Below are 15,344 nucleotides of genomic sequence, written 5' to 3'. Positions count from 1 at the left end.
GGCTCCGGCGCTGCCGCCGCCCACGCGGTAGCGCAAGAACAAAAGACGTTGCGGAAGCCGCCACAGGACGGCCGAACCGTTGACGCCGTCCCCGAAGGTCACTTCGCCGGTGTCGTGGTCCACGGTGAACACCCGGTCGTCGAAAAAAATATCCGGCCAGGCTCTCCACCTCGCGCCAGCGGGACGCGGTGCCGGCGGTGGTGCCGAACACATCGCCGCCCGCGTCGTCGTCGACCTCGATGACCACCGATCCGGCGAGGATGGGCACCTGGCTGAGCTTCATGCGCCGCCGCGCGGTCGCCGTACCGTCCTGGACGGGCTGGAGCGGCTCGTCGCGGATGGTGCGGGCGGCGGTGGCGGTGACCACGTTGAGCCGCAGCCCGGACAGGACCGGCGCCGGGCCGGGGAAGGCGCCGTGCGCGATCCGCAGGCGCAGCCAGCGCAGCAGGGGCCGGGGGCGGGTGCCGGGCGGGCTGCCCGGCTGCCATGAGCGCGGCACCCGCAGTTCGACGGTGCCGCCCGCGCTGAGCCCGGCGGTGGAGTCGCGCATCACCTCGGCGGGGACGAGCCGGGTGCCGTCCAGCACGTCCCAGCGCAGCAGCGGCGCGGGCGGCAGCGGCAGGGGCGTGATGCCGCCGAAGAAACACGGGTGCGGGCGGCGCGGCGTCGTCCTCGTAGCCCAGCGACAGCCGCGGGTAGGGCCCGGCCGGTCCGGCGAGCCCGATCCACAGCCCGTTGCCGGGTTCCGGGTCGCGGCCGAAGGGCGCGAAGGGGCGGCTGGGTCCGGACGGCCCCAGCGGCAGGGTCTCCAGCCGTCCGGCCTCCTGGACGGCGAGGGCGCCGAGGGTGGCCGGTGTGGCGTACAGGTCCTGGTCCGTCTCGTAGACGACCTGCCCGGCCGTGGTGGAGGCAGCGCTCTGGAACCCCGCGGGCACGAGCACGGAGGCGCCGTCGGGCGGGTTGACGGTGAATTCGAGGAGCGCGGCCGCCGCTCCGGCCGGGCGGCGCCGTACGCCCGCCGTCGTCAGGTGTTCGGCGAGCACCTTCTCCGGGAGCCGGTTGACGCGGCCGAGCACGGGTTCGGCGAGGGTGCCGAAGAGGCGGACGAGGGCGACTCCGGCGTCCTGGCGGTCGGGGTCGGTCCAGTCCGGGGTGTAGCCCGCGATGCGGCCGCGGACGGCGGCGCGGACCGCCTCTCGGGTGGCGTCCACGAGTTCGGGCTGGGCGCCGGTCGGTCCGGGTCCCGGCACGGTCCGCCCGTCCGCCCGCTCCTGCTCCCGGGCGTCCCGCTCCCACCACACGTCACCGGTCATGCCAGCCCCTCCCCCGGTTCGACGGCGGGCACGATCCGGGTGCGGACCGTGCGCAGGACGGGAAGTTCCCCGGCGCCGAGCGGCACTTCGTCGCACGCCTCGTAGCTGTCGGTCCCGTCGAGGCCGACGCCGACGGCGGCGATGTCCGCGAGGTCCCCCAGCGCCCGCTGCGCGGCGCGCAGCAGGGCCGAGGGCCGCAGCGGCTGTCCGAAGGGCCAGCCGTCCTGGTCGTCGCCGCCGACCAGCGGGTCGAGGAAGCGGCGCAGCGCGGCGGTGACCGCGGTGGCCACGCGGGTGCGGTCGGCGGGGTCGCCGGACAGGTCGACGCGCAGGGCGACATCGCGGTAGCGGGGTCCTCGGACGAAGACCTCGGAGGTGAGCAGCCGCGCCTGTTCCAGGCGGGCGGCGACCGCGCGCAGCATGCCCGGGTCGGGGAGCGGCGCGGCGACGAAGTCCTCGCGGTCGAGGTCGCCCGGGGCGCGGCCGGGACGATGTGCACGGTCACCGCGCCGGGCACGGTGGCGCACGGGAAGCCGGGGTGCTCGCCGAGGGCCGGGTAGGCGCGGGCGACGGCGACGCCCGGGGTGGTGCGGGCCAGGGTGACGTAGTCGTCGGCGGTGACCGCGCGGGTCACCTCGCCCAGCGACGCGGCCGCGCGGCGGCGCGCCTCGGTGACCGTCTCCGGGTCGGCGCCGCCTTCGGCCCGTACGAGGTTGGCGGCGGAGACCGCTTCCGCCGCCGGGATGTCTGCGGCCGGGAGCCAGTTGCCGGTCATGCCGCCGTTGCCGTCCCTGCCGCCGCCGGTGACGTAGTCGACCCGCACGTCCGGGTCGGGCCGGGGAACGCGCCCGGTGAGTCCGTCGCCGAACACCAGCGCGCCCTCATCCCGGTCGAGCACGAAGATGCGGTCGGCCGGTGCGCCGAAGGTGAAGTCCGGCACCGGCTGCCACTCCTGGCCCGCCAGGCGCAGGGTGGCCTCCAGGAGCCGGTCGGCGGCGTCCGGCAGGACGAGATGCTGTCCGGGCAGCCTGAGCCAGGCGCCGATCTGCTCCTGGAGGTCGGTACCGTCCGCGGTGCGGTGGGTGCGGTGGTGTGCGGCGGACACGTTGACGGCGAGCTGGAGCAGGCGGGGCGGGGCCGCGTAGGTGGCGGCCGGGGTCGACACCTCGAGCCCGGTGTCCTGTGTGGTCCAGTCGGCCGGGGGGTGCAGTCTGACGACACCGGAGCGCCGGAGCCCGGCCGTACCGTCCTCGACCTTCTCAAACGTGCCGGAGATGTCCGTGCCCGGCCGGAACCAGGACCAGGTCAGCTCGGCGGGCGGCGGTACGCCGTCGACCGCCCCGGGCAGCCACGACGGTACGCACGCGGCGGGCGCGTCCAGCTCGGCCAGCAGGCTGATCGGGCCGGGCGCGGGGTGCGCTCCGGTGAGCGGGAGGGTGAACCGGGCCCGGGCCGGGGCGCCGTCGCTCGCGAGCAGGGCGATGCCGCGGCGGGCCCGCAGGTCGGCCGTGCGGTCGCGGTCGGTCCACACGCTGATCTCGCCGCCCTCGGCGAGCGGGAAGGCCGCCACGTCATGGTCGAGGGTGAACACGATCCGGCCCGTGGGGTCCCGGGTCAGCGCCGTCCCGGCGGGGACGACGGGTACGGCGGTGTCCTCCTGCCTCGCGGCGAGGCGCAGCACGGTGGCGGCGGGACGGGCGGGACGCGGCGGTTCGAGGCCGAGCAGGCGCAGTATGGCGACCACGAGCGCGTCCGGCACCTGGTCGAGCCAGTACAGCCGCTGTTCGAGGAGGTAGGCGAAGAGTTCGAGGAGCGTGACGCCGGGGTCGACGGGCGCGTGCAGCGTCCAGGTGCCGTCGGACTCGGCGGGGATGCGGCGGCGGATGGCCGCCATCATGTCGGCCCAGGTGAGGTCGTCCAGCTTCGGCGCGGGCAGCGTCATGGCGTCCCCCCGGTGAGGCCCGTGAGTCCGGTGTAGAACGGGAACACCAGGTTGGCCTTGGTGTTGCTGCGCCGGATGCGGTAGACCACCGAGACGGTGATCCGCGACTCGTCGGCCGGATCGGCCTCGGCGCGGACCTCCTCCAGTTCCACCCGCGGCTCGTGGTCGCGGACGGCGGCGGCGATCGACTGCTCCAGGTCGCGCAGGTTCTGCACACTGCCCGGCGCGAACAGCAACTCGTGGGCGCGGGTGCCCAGTTCGGGCCGCATGACGCGTTCACCGGTGCCGGTGAGCAGCAGGGCCCGCAGACAGTGCTCGATGCTCTCCTCGCCGATGGCGTAGCCGAGCCGCCCGGACGCGTCGGGCAGGATCGGGAACCGCCAGCCGGTCCCCAGGAACTCCTCGCTCATGCCGTCCTCGCCTTCTTCGCCAGCACGGCGGGGGTGAGCGGCGGGGTCGGCGGGCCGGTCGGCCCGGCGGCGGAGGGGTGGGTGTGGGTGTTGAACGCCTGGAGCAGCGCGTTGCCGAGGACGAGGGGTTCGGTGGCACCCCCGCCGAGGTCGATGGACGGCGAATCGAGCGTCACCTTCGGCGCCTTGAGGGTGATGTCGCCCTGGGCGGTCACGGTGACGCTGCCGCCCTCGGCCGCGGTGATCTTGATCGTCTTGCCCTGGTCGTCCAGCTCCACCACGTGTCCGGCGGCGGAGGTGATCCGTACGGCGGCCTTGGACTCGGTGTCGTCGAGGAGCACTTCGTGGCCGTGCCGGGTACGGATGATCTTCTGGTCGCGGCCGTCGGTGCGGGCGGTCGGCGGCTTGTCCTCGCCGTTGTAGAGGCCGCCCAGGACGATCGGGTAGCGCATGTCGCCGTGGACGAAGGCGACGAGCACCTCGTCGCCCTTCTCGGGCACGAACACCGATCCGTAGCCGTTGCCCGCGTACAGCTGGCTGACCCGCACCCAGTCGGTGACGGTGGTGTCGTCGAACCAGGGGAACTTCAGCTTGACCTGGCCCTCGTCGTCGCCCTCGTTCTCCACGACGAGCGCTTCGACGACGCCGTAGTAGCGCTTGTCGGTGGAGCGTGCGCGTGGCGTGCCCCTCATGGTCACTGATCCCCCTGATGGATCCGCCGTGCGGTGAACTGGGTGAAGAAACCGCTGGTGTTGAGGGTGTGCTCGACCCGTTTGACGAAGTACGTACCGGAGAAGCGGCGGCCGAGGCCGTAGATCTCCAGGTTGTCGCCGGGCCGCAGCTCGGGCAGGCCCGCCACCTTGCCGGTGGCGGTGATGAACTCGTACGCCCGCTCGCGCAGCAGGCTGATCGCCAGTTCGCGGGCCTCCTGGTCGCTGCCGACGGGCGCGTCGACCATGACCTCCTGGCGGCCCTGGAGGGTGGACTCGGCGACCTGCGGCCCGCTCTGCCCGTCGGCCGTGTTCTGCCCGGCGGGGAGGTTCTCGGCGGTCGCGGTGAACGCGATGGCCTGTTTGGTACGGGGGTCCCAGCCGCGCACGGTGACCTTGCTGACCTGCTGGGACACCGTCAGCGTCGGGGTGAACTCGATCAGGTTGGGGATCAGCCCCGCGGGCTGCCCGGTGGGGCCGGTGCTCAGCCCCGGTGCGTAGGCCAGCCGGTACACCCGGATCGGGCGGCCGTCGCGGCCGTCGGTCGGCTTGATGAAGTACAGCGTGTCCTCGCCGGTCTTCGCGTCCGGCAGGATGTAGCAGTCGAAGTCCAGCCGCTTGGCCCGCTCCAGCAGGAACGTGGCATCGTCCTGGTTCTTCTGCACCACCAGGTCATGGGTGGGCCCTTCCCTGGTGACCTCGATGCGCAGATGGTTGCGCTGGGCGATCTGCTCGGCGATGCGCCAGTCGGGCAGATTGCGGTAGATCTTGGTCTCGTTCTCGGCGGGCTTGCGGTCCTTCAGCCGCAGCAGCCCGTCCACGCCGCTGACCTGGACGGTGGGCGAGGCGCCGTCGGTGAACTTCGGGCTGAGCGTGGAGATGGTCCCGGTGGCGACGGTGAGCAGCTTGTCGGCGTAGCCGAGCCGGACCGAGACCCGGCCGCCGAGCCGGAAGCTCGCCGAATCGCTGTGCTTGAACCGCAGGTTGGCGTCGTCCCAATTGTTCAAGGTGAGATCGAAGCCGGACATCTCGTCGATGTCCCGGTTCACCTTGATGTCGATGATGTCGTTCTTGGTGGACGGGTCCATCTCCAGGCCCTCGATGCGCACGTCGAACTCGGGCGCGTACCGGTCGGGCGGGGCCACCTCGGGTGCCGGGGTGCTCATCGCGCCCTCCTCACGGCAGCCGGGGCACGGTCAGCACCCGGCCCGGCCGCAGGTCGCGCGGGTCGCTGATGCCATTGGCGCGCGCCAGCTCCCGCCAGGCGTCGGGCCGCCGGTACAGCGCGGCGGAGATGGAGCTGAGCGTGTCGCCGCGGCGCACCACATAGCTCTTCTCCACGGTGGGCGAGGAGCGCGGTGTCTCGGCGACCTGTACGGCGGCCGTACGGAACTCCTTGAGCGAGAGGTCCAGCATGGCGCGCAGCGGCACCCCGTCCGGGCGGAACATCTGGTAGTTGACGTCGAGCTTCTCCACGACGCCGGTGAAGACCTCCTCGTCCCAGACGAAGCGGACGACCGGTGGCGCGTGTTCGCGGCTGTCGGGCCGCAGCAGGTTGCGCAGCGCGTTGACGTAGGCGGTCCGTACGTTCTCCAGGGTGTCGGAGGTGTCCACCAGCGCCTGGACGGTGAGGGTTTCGGTGCCGCCGCGGACGTACTGGAGGGGCGGGGTCTCCAGGCCGGGGATGGTGATCTCGGCGAACGTGTTGCTCTTGCTGAGCTTGTAGTCGGTGGGGTTGAACCGCAGCGGGATCCGCCGCTGCCGCTCGTCGGCGATCACCGGGCGGACGATCTCCAGACGGGCCCGGGCGGCGCCCTGGCGGGCGAAGGACACGGGAGTGACGCTCATTGCGGGGCCTCCCCGTCGCCGAAGCCCCGTTCGGCCTTGGTGTGCTCGGCGCGGGCGCACTGCTCCTCGTACAGCTTCGCCCAGGCCTGGATGTGCTTGTTGAACAGGCGGGTGAACACGGCACCGTCGTCGCCGTCCACCTGGAACCGGACCTCCAGCTGGTGAATCGTCACCTTCGGCATCCCGGTCACCTCCCCGGGCCCAGGCGCGACAGGGCGTTCGCCGCGGTGTCCTGAAGGACCTTCGTCAGCCCCTCGTGGGCGATCTCCAGCGACTCGACGGCGATCGCGTTCTGCTCCGCGTGCAGATCCGGGCCGCTCCACTTGGCGGCGAGCCCGCCGTGGAAGGCCCAGGCCGCGCCGGGCACTCCGTCCGGGCCGAGCACGATGACCGCGCCGTCGCGGCGGGCACCGAGGGAGTCGGCGAGCCCGGCCTGGTACCAGGACCACAGCCCCGGGTCGCGCACCACGCCGCGCTTGAGGGTGATGCGGTTCCAGGAGTGGCGCAGCGGCAGCTGGTGGACCGAGTCGTTGCGGCCGCCCTCCGGGTAGCTCGTCACCTCCAGCTGCGCGCCGAGCCCGGTGACCTCCTGGAACGCGCCCGACGCGGCCAGCGGCAGCAGCAGTGCCTGCGCGGGCGGCAGATAGGCGTCGCCGGGGTCGAGGGTGACCAGGAAGCGGTATTTGGGCAGGGGATCCAGGGTCATGCCTCGATTACCTCCAGGTCTCGGTCCTGGCCGAGTACGAGCCGGAGCCGGATGAACTCCATGGGGACGGCAGGGGCGACCTCGATCTCGCAGACCAGCTGCCCCGGGTCCTGTTCGGGCGGGTTGTTGGTGTCGTCGCACACCACCCGGAACGCCTGCTCGGGCCGCGCCCCGGCGAGCGCCCCGGCGCGGTGGGCGGCCAGCAGGACGGAGGTCAGCGCCCGCACCAGGGTCAGCCGCAGTTCGGGCGAGTTGACGTCGAACACCAGCGGTGCGGCCGCCCGCCGGATGGCCCGTACCAGCAGGTGCACCAGCCTGCGGTGGGCGATGTAGCGGGTGCGCGTGTCGGCGGACAGGGTGCGCCCGCCCCACACCATCAGCCCCCGTCCGCGGGTGCACCGGATCAGGTCTACACCTGCGTCGAACAGCCGGAGCTGCTGCGGTTCGGGGTACTCGGCGGCGAGATCGACCGCCTCCAGGATCACGGCGTTCGCGGGCGTGTGGTGTGCGCCGCGCTCGCCGTCGAGGCGGGCGATGACGCCCAGGACGTGCCCGGACGCCGGCACGGTCCGCAGATCGTGCCCGTCGGGGACGCGCAGCGGCGGGTGGTAGACGGCGGCGCAGCCGAGCAGCCCGCTGTCGCCGGTGGCCACCAGGGACTCCGCCCACCCGACCGCCTCGTCCACGGAGGACAGCCGGGGCGGTACGTCCAGGACGGCGAGCCGGTCGTGCAACGGCTCGATGCCGCGCAGCAGTTCGAGCACCAGGTCGGTGTGGGTGGTGCCGGACAGGTCGGTGCCGAGGTCCGGCAGCGCCACCAGCGCCGGTTCCGGCAGTTCGGACTGTACGGTCGCGGCGTCCGCGTACGCGTCGCGGGTGGGCGCCGCGTCGGTGCCGCCGGTCAGCGTGAGGTCCCAGGACATCGTGATCGGGCCGTTCTGGTCGGGCGGTGGCGGTGGCCCGTCCGGGAGCAGCCGGATGTAGCGGGACGCGGTCAGCCGGTCGGCCACGTCGGCGAGCGGCAGTCCGGGAAAGGTCTCGGGCGGCTCGTCGGGCGGCATGACCCGGATGCCCACTGTGGGCGGTCCGGCGACCGTGCTGGCCTGGTAGCGGACGGCGACGCGCACGCCGTTGGCCCAGGCGCCGGGGCTGGTGGCGACCACCTGGTAGCCCGTGGCGGCCAGTCCGCTCAGCGGTCCGGCCGCCCACCGGGTCCGGGCCGTGGTCGCCGGCCCGGACACGCGGAGCACCCAGGCGGTGCGGCCGCCGTTCTCGAAGAAGCCGCGCAGTGCGTACGGGGTGGCGAAGGCGCCGTCCGGCGGTCCGAAGGCGGCCACGACGTCGTTCCAGCTCTCCACGCGCACCGGAGTGCCGACCGGGCCGCGGCGGAGCCGGCCCAGGAAGGCCGCCACGTCCGTGCGCAGCGGCTCCGCGCCGGGGTCACGGGTCGCGGACGTCAGGGATACGCCGGGAAGCGCTTCGCCGGCCATGTCAGGCGTCGATCTCCAGCTTCTCGACCGCCAGGACGAGGGTCTCCATGGCGATCTCGTTCTTGGTGGCGCTGAGCGTCGGGCCGGTGTACTTGGTCGGCCAGCCGCGGTCGAAGTTCCAGCGCATGGCCTCCTGGCGGTTCTCGTCCAGCAGCACGATCGACCCGGAGGTGCGCCGCACCTTGCCGTTGAGCGCCTCGACCACCCAGTTCCAGAAGCCGACGTGGCCGGTGATGCCGCGCTTGAAGGTGAGGTTGGTGAACTTCTTCAGCCCCGGGATCTTGCGGACGGTGATGTCCTCGCTCCCGGTGCGGTACTCGATCGGCGGGACTTCCAGCTCCAGCCCGCTCACCTCGGTGAAGGACCCGCTCACCGCGACCCCGTCGTCGCTGACGTTGGTCACGATGATCTGGAAGTTATATGACGCGTAGGGATCGTCCCTGGTGACGGGCGGCATGATGGCCTCTCCTCGGTCCTCGGTCGGGCGCTCAGGCGAGCTGGTTCTCGCGGGTCTTCTGCTGGATCCGGAAGATCACGAACTCCGCCGGGAAGACCGGCGCGACACCGATGACGCAGATGAGCCTGCCGTTGGCGAGGTCGTCCTCGGTCATCGTGGTGCGGTCGCAGGCGACGAAGAACGCCTCGTCGGCGGTGGTTCCGGCGAGCGCGCCGCTGCGCCACACGGTGGTGAGGAAGTTGGTGACGGTCTGCCGGACCAGGGCCCACAGCGCCTCGTCGTTCGGTTCGAACACCACCCACTGGGTGCCCTCGTCGATGGACTCCTCCAGGTAGAGGAAGAGCCGCCGGACGCTGACGTACTTCCACGAGCTGTCCGAGGAGAGCGTGCGCGCGCCCCATACCCGGTGGCCCATGCCGGGGAAGAACCGCAGTGCGTTGATGCCCTTGGGGTTGAGCAGGTCCTGATGGCGCTTGGTGACGTCCTGGGCGATGCCGTCGGTGAGCCGGATGCCCCGGATGACGGCGTTCGCCGGTGCCTTGTGCACCCCGCGCTCCACGTCCGTGCGGGCGTAGATCCCGGCCATGTGGCCCGACGGCGGCACCTCGGTGTCGCGGCCCGTCGACGGGTCGCGGGTGACCAGCCACGGGTGGTAGAGCGCCGCGTACTTGGTGTCGAACGGCTCGCGGAACGCCTGGATGCCCTCGGTGTCCAGGCCGTCCTGCGGATCGAGGATCGCGAACCGGTCCCGGAGCAGCTCGCAGTGGGTGACCAGGGCCGATTCGACCGTCCCTGACCACACGCCGGGCACCGCGCAGACGGCCACCTCGTCGATGTCCTCCAGCGCGGCGATGCCGGTGCGCTTGCCGCTGCCGCCGTCCTCGCCGACGAAGTCGGCCACGCTCAGGCTTCCGTAGGCGTCGTCGCCGTCCGCCAGGGTCAGCCAGGAGCCGACCGCGGGCACGGGGAACTTCGCCGGGTCGGTGGACAGCCCGGACAGCGCGGTCGCCCGCACCAGCTGCGAGCGGCTTGCCAGGGTGGTCACCAGGTTCGACGGCGCGTCGCCGGTGAGCCTCAGATTGCGGTACGTCTCCGACACCGCGGCCCCGGACGGATCGGTGAACCGCGCGTCGACCTGCGCCTCGACCAGGTGCAGCCGGTCGGTTTCGAACAGCGTGCCGGGCACGTTGCCGTCGAGGGTGACGACGTCCGCTGCGACCGACTGGACGGTGCGGATGGTCAGGGTGGTGCCGTCGTCGAGCTGGACGACTGCGCCCTGGTACAGCCTGCTCGCCCCGCCGACCCGCAGCGCGGGCCCGGCCGAGGTGTTGCCCCGGCGCACGCGGCGCACCAGCAGCCCCTTGCGCCATGCCGCATGCGAGGTGCCGGACGGCAGGGTCAGCGTCACCTTCCCGTCGGCGGGCTGGCTGAGCTGGACCTTGAACCGGTCGGTGCCGATCTGCACCCAGACGTCGGCGGGCAGGTCGTCGGGGTCGAGCCCGGTCCTCGCCGCCACCTCGACCGTCTCGCTGTCCGCGGCGGCGTCCGCGGCCAGCTGCGTGACGAACAGCGCGCCCTCCTGCGGATCCGGCAGCACCGGCAGCGCGGCACCGGACATGGGCTGGATCCGCACCTGGACGCCGCTGCCCCACGCGCCGGGGCTGACGGCGGCGAACTCCAGGGTCTCTTCCGCGCTGCGCGTCCCGATCTGCACATAGTCGCCGCGGGCCGTCCTGACCTCCGCGGGCAGCTCGGTGTCGAGTTCGATCCGGTGGGCGGTGGCATCGTAGGCGGCGACCCCGGCGGTGTGGATCGACTGCTGGTCGTCGCCGCGGAAGATCTCGACCTGCTGCCCCACGCCGGTGAACCCGATCAGGTGGCCGAGTTCCAGGCGGGTCGCGCCCTTGGCCGCGTCACCGGCGATCGGGCTCACCAGGCCGTGGCCCAGGACGCCCGAGGCCGGGGTGGCCTGCTTGGCCGCGACGCGCTTGACGTACAGGCGCTGGCCGCCGTTGTCGAAGAACCCCTTGACCGCCAGCGGGAACAGCCACCAGCGGCCGCCTTCGGCGGGATCCCCCGCCCAGGTGTCCCGGATCAGGGCGTCCGGCTCGGGGACGAACCCGCCGAACGTGTTCTGGAACTCCAGGAAGTTGGTGACGAGCTTGGGCTTGCCTGTGTACGGGCCGCGTACGGTGACCCCGGCCATTCCGGCCGTGCTGGTGCTCACCCCCGCGATCGGCCGTGGGCCCGCATCGACCTCCTCGATGTAGACCCCGGGGCTCAGATACTCCGCCATGGACGGCTCCTTAACTCTCGCGGATCTCTATGACGTGCCGGCGCTCGATGTCCTGCGGCAGCCGCACGACCAGCGATCCGGTCCTGCCCGGCCGCTCGGTGGCCCGCAGGTGGAAGGTCTCCTCGACGGCGCGCTCACCGGCCTTCTCGCCCTCCCACCGCAGGGCCAGCCGGAAGGCGCCCGTGGCGTCGGACAGGGTGCGCTCGTGCCATGGCGTCAGGTCCCGGCTGGTCCGCCCCTCGGCCTCCACGAGTGCGCCCGCGATCGGCTGGGCGGTGGCCGCGTCGATCACGGCGCCGTGCACCGTGCGCGCACCCGGCGGATAGGGGAAGGAGACGGCGGGCAGCAGCCGCACCAGCCGCGGTTGGGCAGCCACCGCGGGCGGGTGGGCGTCGCCGTACGGGTGCACCAGGAACTCGACGCCCACCAGACCGGCCGAGAACGGCTGGTCGTCGGCCGGGTACAGCGGCTGGTAGCCGGGGGCCGCGAAGCGGGCCCGGTGGCGCCGCGCCGGGGCCGCCCACGGCTCCCGGCACCGGCCAAGACCCGGATAGGCGAAGGCACCGCCTGGGGTGCGCACCGCCACGTCGTCCAGCGGCAGCCAGGCGCCGTCGTCGTCATCGAATCGGTCCAGCTGGACCGTCACCCCGGCGGCGCGCACCCGCCGGGCGTAGTCGTCGAACGGGATGAACCAGGCGGGGCTGTGGAGCGTCGAACGCTCCAGCGGTCGGAATGGGCTCATGGCGTCGCCGCCCCGCTGATGGTCCGGCTCTGCACGGGCCGGACCGCAAGGTCGACGGCGGAGTCCAGATTGACGACACGGACCTCGTAGTTCAGCGACAGCCGGTACGGCTTCTGGATCGCGTACCAGACCCAGGACTTCTGATCCAGGGTGAGCGGGGTGAGGCTGAGGTGCAGCGAGTCGGTGCTCGCCGCCAGGCTGCCGGACAGCTGGGTGCCGTCCAGGATCGCGTCGTCGTAGAACGTCTGCATGGCGCGCCCGAGCATCCGGTGCTGGGTGATCGGGTCACCGCCCCATGGGGTGACCAGATAGCGCAGCAGCAGAGCCATCGGCGGCTTGCGGGTGAACGGCTGGTCGGGTGGCTGGGAGCGCACCGGTGGGCGGTTGCGCGAGGTCGGGTCCTCGGCGATCTCGTAAAGGAAGACCGTGAGTTTCGCCGGCGGTGTCTGCACCGTCTCCGAGAGGTCGTTGAGTTCCGCGATCGGCGGATCCACCGGGCTGAGCTCGTGCAGGGCCCGGGTCAAGGTCTCCACGATGACCGTCGAGACGTCGGCGATGACGCCGAAGTCACCCATGCGAATCCTCCCCGTGCTCGCGCCCGAAAGCGTGCCTCGATGAGGATGCCGGGCCCGGCGTGGCGCAATCGCGATTCACCCATCACACGAGCGTCACCAGCCCGTTCCCGCCCCACGGCGATGACGTCGGCGGTCACGCGCCGACAACGCCGGGGTGACACGGATAAGGCATATTTTCCTTCCATGGAAATCCACTCAGAGCAGGCCGGCGTCCTGATCCTCCGAGTGTGGGTGGAAGAGGGGAGGCCGGACGGCTTCCGGGCGCGCATTGTGCTGACGGGCGGGCGGCACCAGGCGCCTCCGACCGCGGTGAGCGCGGTCGACGACGTGCTCGATGCCGTGCGTGCCTGGCTCGATCAGCTGCTCGAACCGACGCCGGACGGGTGACGTTTCCGCGACGTCCCGGTGATGCCCGGCCGTATATCGTTCTGTACCCGAAGGGCAGGGCGCACGATCATGAATTGCTCGTAACATGGCTGGGGAACATCCCGATTGCCGCTATGGGATCATTCACTGAAGCCAATATCGCCCGGGGGGCCGATGAGCGCAGAAGGCCACGTCATTACGTTGAGGCTGCTCAAAAGCTTCGCGTTATCGGTCGATCATAAACGCGTTCCCCTTTCTTCCAGCGCCCAGCGCCTCCTCGCGTTCCTCGCCCTCCAGGACATGCCACGCACGCGAACATATGTGGCCGGAATGCTGTGGCCCGACGTTACGGCGTCCCGCGCCAACGCCAACCTCAGATCGTCTTTGTGGCGCGCGACCCGAACGGGGCATCAGGTCATCGACGCGTCCACGCAGGAACTGGCGATCGCCAAACACATCGACGTGGACATCCACGCGGCGGCCACGCGGGCGCACCAGCTGCTGGACATGGCCCACCCCTGCGACGACATCCTCACCGCCCAGACGCGGGCGGACCTCTCCTCCGATCTGTTACCCGAGTGGTCGGAGAACGAGTGGGTGCTGATCGAGCAGGAGCAGTACCACGAACTCCGGTTGTACGCCCTGGAGGCGATGACCGAGCGGCTGACGGCGGTGGGGCGCCACGGTGAGGCCGTCGCCTCCGGGCTGGCCGCCGTCCGCGCGGAACCCCTGCGGGAGAGCGCCCATCGCGTCCTGATCACGGCACATCTCGCCGCCGGGAACAGGGGCGCGGCGCTGCGGCAGTTCGAGCAGTGCCGCCGGGTGCTGCTCGACGAGCTGGGGCTCGAACCCTCCCAGGCGCTGCGGAGCCTGGTGCCGTGCCATCCCCCGCAGCCGCCCGAGCCGGAGGGGGCAGCGCTCCAAAAGACGCCCCAGAAGCCGCGGCGCGTCATGGTCGGCCGCCCGGCGAGCGATGTGCTGGTCGAGGGCGCGGGCGGACGCTGAGCCCTGCCCGCGTCCGCCGGTCAGCAGCCCAGCCCGTCCCGGTGGGACCAACGGGGCTCACCGGGGCTGTCGTACGGCTGCGGGGGCTCCCTCCTGGACTCCCCGTGGGCGGCGCCCCGCGCGGCCCGCATATGGTCGCAGGCCCGGGAGTCGGGGCTGAAGTCGATGCCGGTGGCGGCCGCGAGCGCCGCGAAGAAGCTCTCGCCGTACTCCGACTGCTTGGTCGTCGTCCAGGTGTACGTCTCGCAGTCGCGTAAGGCCCGCATCATCATGCGGCTGCCGTAGCCCCGGCGCTGCCATCGTTCGGCGACCCGGATCTTCCGGACCAGGCCCCTCCGGCATACGCCGCACACCTGCCAGGTGAGGCGGGCGAAGTCCTCCCCGTCCGGCACCTGGCACACCCGCAGTTGCCGGTATCCGGCCGGGGCGCCGGGCGGGAAGTACGCCCAGACCTCCCCCTCCTCCATGGGGCGTCCGGGCTCGCGCGCGGATAACGCGCCCAGCAGACGGGCCCATAACCCGGACCGCTCGCCCGCCATCATCGGCCGGACCCGTCGGCGGTGCCGATTCTGTGCACGTCCTCGGCGGCTTGCCGTCTCACGTCCCACGCCCCTTCTTACGTCCGCGGCCCGGCCCCGAAAGGCCCGGCGGGGCCAGCCTGCCCCAGGCGGCCCCCACCCGACAGGTCGCGATTTACCGGCGCATGGTTCCGGACGGCGTGGTGCGCGAGGTATTGACGCGATCGTGAGCCTCCTACAGTCCCTCCCGGCTCACGGAGTGCCGGGGGCGCACATCGACGCAGATCCAGTCGTACTGCCCGTAATGCAGCAGCTCAGCGCCCTCGAAGAGGGTCACCGAGGAGTCGCCGTACTCCCAGACCACACCCCGCTCGGCCTCCAGCTCCTCGTCCGGCGGGCGTGACACCGGCTCGCCCAGCCGCGCGCGCAGCAGTTCCTCGGCCGCCCGGAAGGCGGAGGCCCAGTCGTCCTCGGTGGCCTCCGGCCGCCACCGCCATCCGGTGAAGGCGTCGAACTCCCAGACCTCGTCCAGGGGCAGCGGCTCCCCGCTCGGGTCGGTCACCTCGAACGCGCCGTACGCCAGGGGCATCAGCACCCCACGGTCCTCCCGGCATCCGGGGTGGGCGCACGCCACCTCCGCCCCTTCCTCCTCGCAGCCGGGATGGTTGCCGATCCACAGGTGCCAGCCCTCGTCGCGTTCCTCGCCGGGCGGTGGCCATATCTCCATCTCCAGGATGACGGGCTCGCCGTCGCGCCCGGGCAGGTGCCAGCCGTTGCGTACGAAGAGGCCCTCATAGGCCGGGTACGTCCAGGTCAGTCCCGCGAACTGGAGTGCACGGTCCAGCCACTGGCCGTCCGCCTGAGTCATCATCGCCATGCGCGGGACAGTACCCGGCAGGGCGGGGAGGGCCATGGGGGCGTGCGCGCTCGCGCCGGTTATCGTGTCGAGGCACATCGAGCACGAGC

The 15,344-nt window shown here is 72.1% G+C and carries 16 protein-coding genes and 1 pseudogene; 2 read left to right on the top strand and 15 right to left on the bottom strand.

The window, feature by feature from the left end:
• From SSOG_RS57140 to SSOG_RS44560, 13 genes and pseudogenes are all read right to left on the bottom strand, one after another.
• Positions 1-586: pseudogene (locus SSOG_RS57140) on the bottom strand (hypothetical protein); the annotation flags it as partial.
• 716 nt (positions 587-1,302) lie between these two features.
• Positions 1,303-3,255, bottom strand: coding sequence for a baseplate J/gp47 family protein (locus SSOG_RS44615; protein WP_009720926.1), 1,953 nt, complete (start codon positions 3,253-3,255; stop codon positions 1,303-1,305).
• Positions 3,252-3,665 carry a GPW/gp25 family protein gene (locus SSOG_RS44610; RefSeq protein WP_009720925.1) on the bottom strand — a complete coding sequence of 138 codons (414 nt, stop codon included), beginning with the start codon at positions 3,663-3,665 and terminating at the stop codon, positions 3,252-3,254. Before SSOG_RS44610 ends, SSOG_RS44615 begins: the two co-directional genes overlap by 4 nt.
• On the bottom strand, positions 3,662-4,357 hold the full coding sequence (locus SSOG_RS57135) for a phage baseplate assembly protein V (protein ID WP_245606531.1): 696 nt from the start codon (positions 4,355-4,357) through the stop codon (positions 3,662-3,664). The genes SSOG_RS44610 and SSOG_RS57135 overlap by 4 nt, the downstream gene beginning before the upstream one ends.
• Before the next feature lie 2 nt (positions 4,358-4,359).
• Positions 4,360-5,541 carry a phage late control D family protein gene (locus SSOG_RS44600; RefSeq protein WP_009720923.1) on the bottom strand — a complete coding sequence of 394 codons (1,182 nt, stop codon included), beginning with the start codon at positions 5,539-5,541 and terminating at the stop codon, positions 4,360-4,362.
• Positions 5,542-5,551: 10 nt separating this feature from the next.
• Positions 5,552-6,223 carry a CIS tube protein gene (locus SSOG_RS44595; RefSeq protein WP_009720922.1) on the bottom strand — a complete coding sequence of 224 codons (672 nt, stop codon included), beginning with the start codon at positions 6,221-6,223 and terminating at the stop codon, positions 5,552-5,554.
• Complete coding sequence (locus SSOG_RS44590; protein WP_039940256.1) at positions 6,220-6,405, bottom strand: putative phage tail protein; 186 nt, start codon at positions 6,403-6,405, stop codon at positions 6,220-6,222. The genes SSOG_RS44595 and SSOG_RS44590 overlap by 4 nt, the downstream gene beginning before the upstream one ends.
• Before the next feature lie 5 nt (positions 6,406-6,410).
• Positions 6,411-6,929 (bottom strand): phage tail protein, encoded by a 519-nt coding sequence (locus SSOG_RS44585; RefSeq protein WP_009720920.1) that lies wholly within the window; start codon positions 6,927-6,929, stop codon positions 6,411-6,413.
• Complete coding sequence (locus tag SSOG_RS44580) at positions 6,926-8,419, bottom strand: phage tail sheath family protein (protein WP_039940254.1); 1,494 nt, start codon at positions 8,417-8,419, stop codon at positions 6,926-6,928. Before SSOG_RS44580 ends, SSOG_RS44585 begins: the two co-directional genes overlap by 4 nt.
• 1 nt (position 8,420) lies before the next feature.
• The gene (locus tag SSOG_RS44575; protein WP_009720918.1) at positions 8,421-8,876 is read right to left on the bottom strand and encodes a phage tail protein; all 456 of its coding nucleotides are present in this window, start codon (positions 8,874-8,876) and stop codon (positions 8,421-8,423) included.
• Positions 8,877-8,907: 31 nt separating this feature from the next.
• Positions 8,908-11,172, bottom strand: coding sequence for a phage tail sheath C-terminal domain-containing protein (locus SSOG_RS44570; protein ID WP_009720917.1), 2,265 nt, complete (start codon positions 11,170-11,172; stop codon positions 8,908-8,910).
• 10 nt (positions 11,173-11,182) lie between these two features.
• A complete protein-coding gene (locus SSOG_RS44565; RefSeq protein WP_009720916.1) occupies positions 11,183-11,914 on the bottom strand; it encodes a carboxypeptidase-like regulatory domain-containing protein in 732 nt (243 codons plus the stop codon).
• Positions 11,911-12,489: a Pvc16 family protein gene (locus SSOG_RS44560; protein WP_009720915.1), complete on the bottom strand. Its 579-nt coding sequence runs from the start codon at positions 12,487-12,489 to the stop codon at positions 11,911-11,913. The genes SSOG_RS44565 and SSOG_RS44560 overlap by 4 nt, the downstream gene beginning before the upstream one ends.
• 183 nt (positions 12,490-12,672) lie before the next feature.
• Between SSOG_RS44560 and SSOG_RS44555 the strand changes: the two genes are divergently transcribed.
• Both SSOG_RS44555 and SSOG_RS44550 read left to right on the top strand, forming a co-directional pair.
• On the top strand, positions 12,673-12,876 hold the full coding sequence (locus SSOG_RS44555; RefSeq protein ID WP_009720914.1) for a hypothetical protein: 204 nt from the start codon (positions 12,673-12,675) through the stop codon (positions 12,874-12,876).
• A gap of 279 nt (positions 12,877-13,155) precedes the next feature.
• A complete protein-coding gene (locus SSOG_RS44550; protein WP_245606530.1) occupies positions 13,156-13,860 on the top strand; it encodes an AfsR/SARP family transcriptional regulator in 705 nt (234 codons plus the stop codon).
• Positions 13,861-13,880: 20 nt separating this feature from the next.
• Here the strand turns inward: SSOG_RS44550 and SSOG_RS44545 are convergent, their stop codons facing one another.
• On the bottom strand, positions 13,881-14,327 hold the full coding sequence (locus tag SSOG_RS44545) for a GNAT family N-acetyltransferase (RefSeq protein ID WP_039940252.1): 447 nt from the start codon (positions 14,325-14,327) through the stop codon (positions 13,881-13,883).
• 286 nt (positions 14,328-14,613) lie between these two features.
• Positions 14,614-15,255 carry a hypothetical protein gene (locus SSOG_RS44540; RefSeq protein ID WP_039942811.1) on the bottom strand — a complete coding sequence of 214 codons (642 nt, stop codon included), beginning with the start codon at positions 15,253-15,255 and terminating at the stop codon, positions 14,614-14,616.
• Positions 15,256-15,344: the final 89 nt, after the last annotated feature.

Source organism: Streptomyces himastatinicus ATCC 53653, assembly GCF_000158915.1.
In the GTDB taxonomy this organism is placed as follows: Bacteria; Actinomycetota; Actinomycetes; order Streptomycetales; family Streptomycetaceae; genus Streptomyces; species Streptomyces himastatinicus.
The sequence above is the reverse complement of the archived record's forward strand: the minus strand, read 5'-3'. Positions and strand labels throughout refer to the sequence as shown.

Coding starts and splice junctions, on each gene's coding strand:
- SSOG_RS44550 (WP_245606530.1), top strand. CDS start 13,156: ATGCCACGCACGCGAACATATGTGGCCGGAATGCTGTGGCCCGACGTT.
- SSOG_RS44540 (WP_039942811.1), bottom strand. CDS start 15,255: ATGGCGATGATGACTCAGGCGGACGGCCAGTGGCTGGACCGTGCACTC.
- SSOG_RS44575 (WP_009720918.1), bottom strand. CDS start 8,876: ATGCCGCCCGTCACCAGGGACGATCCCTACGCGTCATATAACTTCCAG.
- SSOG_RS44560 (WP_009720915.1), bottom strand. CDS start 12,489: ATGGGTGACTTCGGCGTCATCGCCGACGTCTCGACGGTCATCGTGGAG.
- SSOG_RS44555 (WP_009720914.1), top strand. CDS start 12,673: ATGGAAATCCACTCAGAGCAGGCCGGCGTCCTGATCCTCCGAGTGTGG.
- SSOG_RS44570 (WP_009720917.1), bottom strand. CDS start 11,172: ATGGCGGAGTATCTGAGCCCCGGGGTCTACATCGAGGAGGTCGATGCG.
- SSOG_RS57135 (WP_245606531.1), bottom strand. CDS start 4,357: ATGAGGGGCACGCCACGCGCACGCTCCACCGACAAGCGCTACTACGGC.
- SSOG_RS44595 (WP_009720922.1), bottom strand. CDS start 6,223: ATGAGCGTCACTCCCGTGTCCTTCGCCCGCCAGGGCGCCGCCCGGGCC.
- SSOG_RS44545 (WP_039940252.1), bottom strand. CDS start 14,327: ATGGAGGAGGGGGAGGTCTGGGCGTACTTCCCGCCCGGCGCCCCGGCC.
- SSOG_RS44590 (WP_039940256.1), bottom strand. CDS start 6,405: ATGCCGAAGGTGACGATTCACCAGCTGGAGGTCCGGTTCCAGGTGGAC.
- SSOG_RS44610 (WP_009720925.1), bottom strand. CDS start 3,665: ATGAGCGAGGAGTTCCTGGGGACCGGCTGGCGGTTCCCGATCCTGCCC.
- SSOG_RS44585 (WP_009720920.1), bottom strand. CDS start 6,929: ATGACCCTGGATCCCCTGCCCAAATACCGCTTCCTGGTCACCCTCGAC.
- SSOG_RS44615 (WP_009720926.1), bottom strand. CDS start 3,255: ATGACGCTGCCCGCGCCGAAGCTGGACGACCTCACCTGGGCCGACATG.
- SSOG_RS44580 (WP_039940254.1), bottom strand. CDS start 8,419: ATGGCCGGCGAAGCGCTTCCCGGCGTATCCCTGACGTCCGCGACCCGT.
- SSOG_RS44600 (WP_009720923.1), bottom strand. CDS start 5,541: ATGAGCACCCCGGCACCCGAGGTGGCCCCGCCCGACCGGTACGCGCCC.
- SSOG_RS44565 (WP_009720916.1), bottom strand. CDS start 11,914: ATGAGCCCATTCCGACCGCTGGAGCGTTCGACGCTCCACAGCCCCGCC.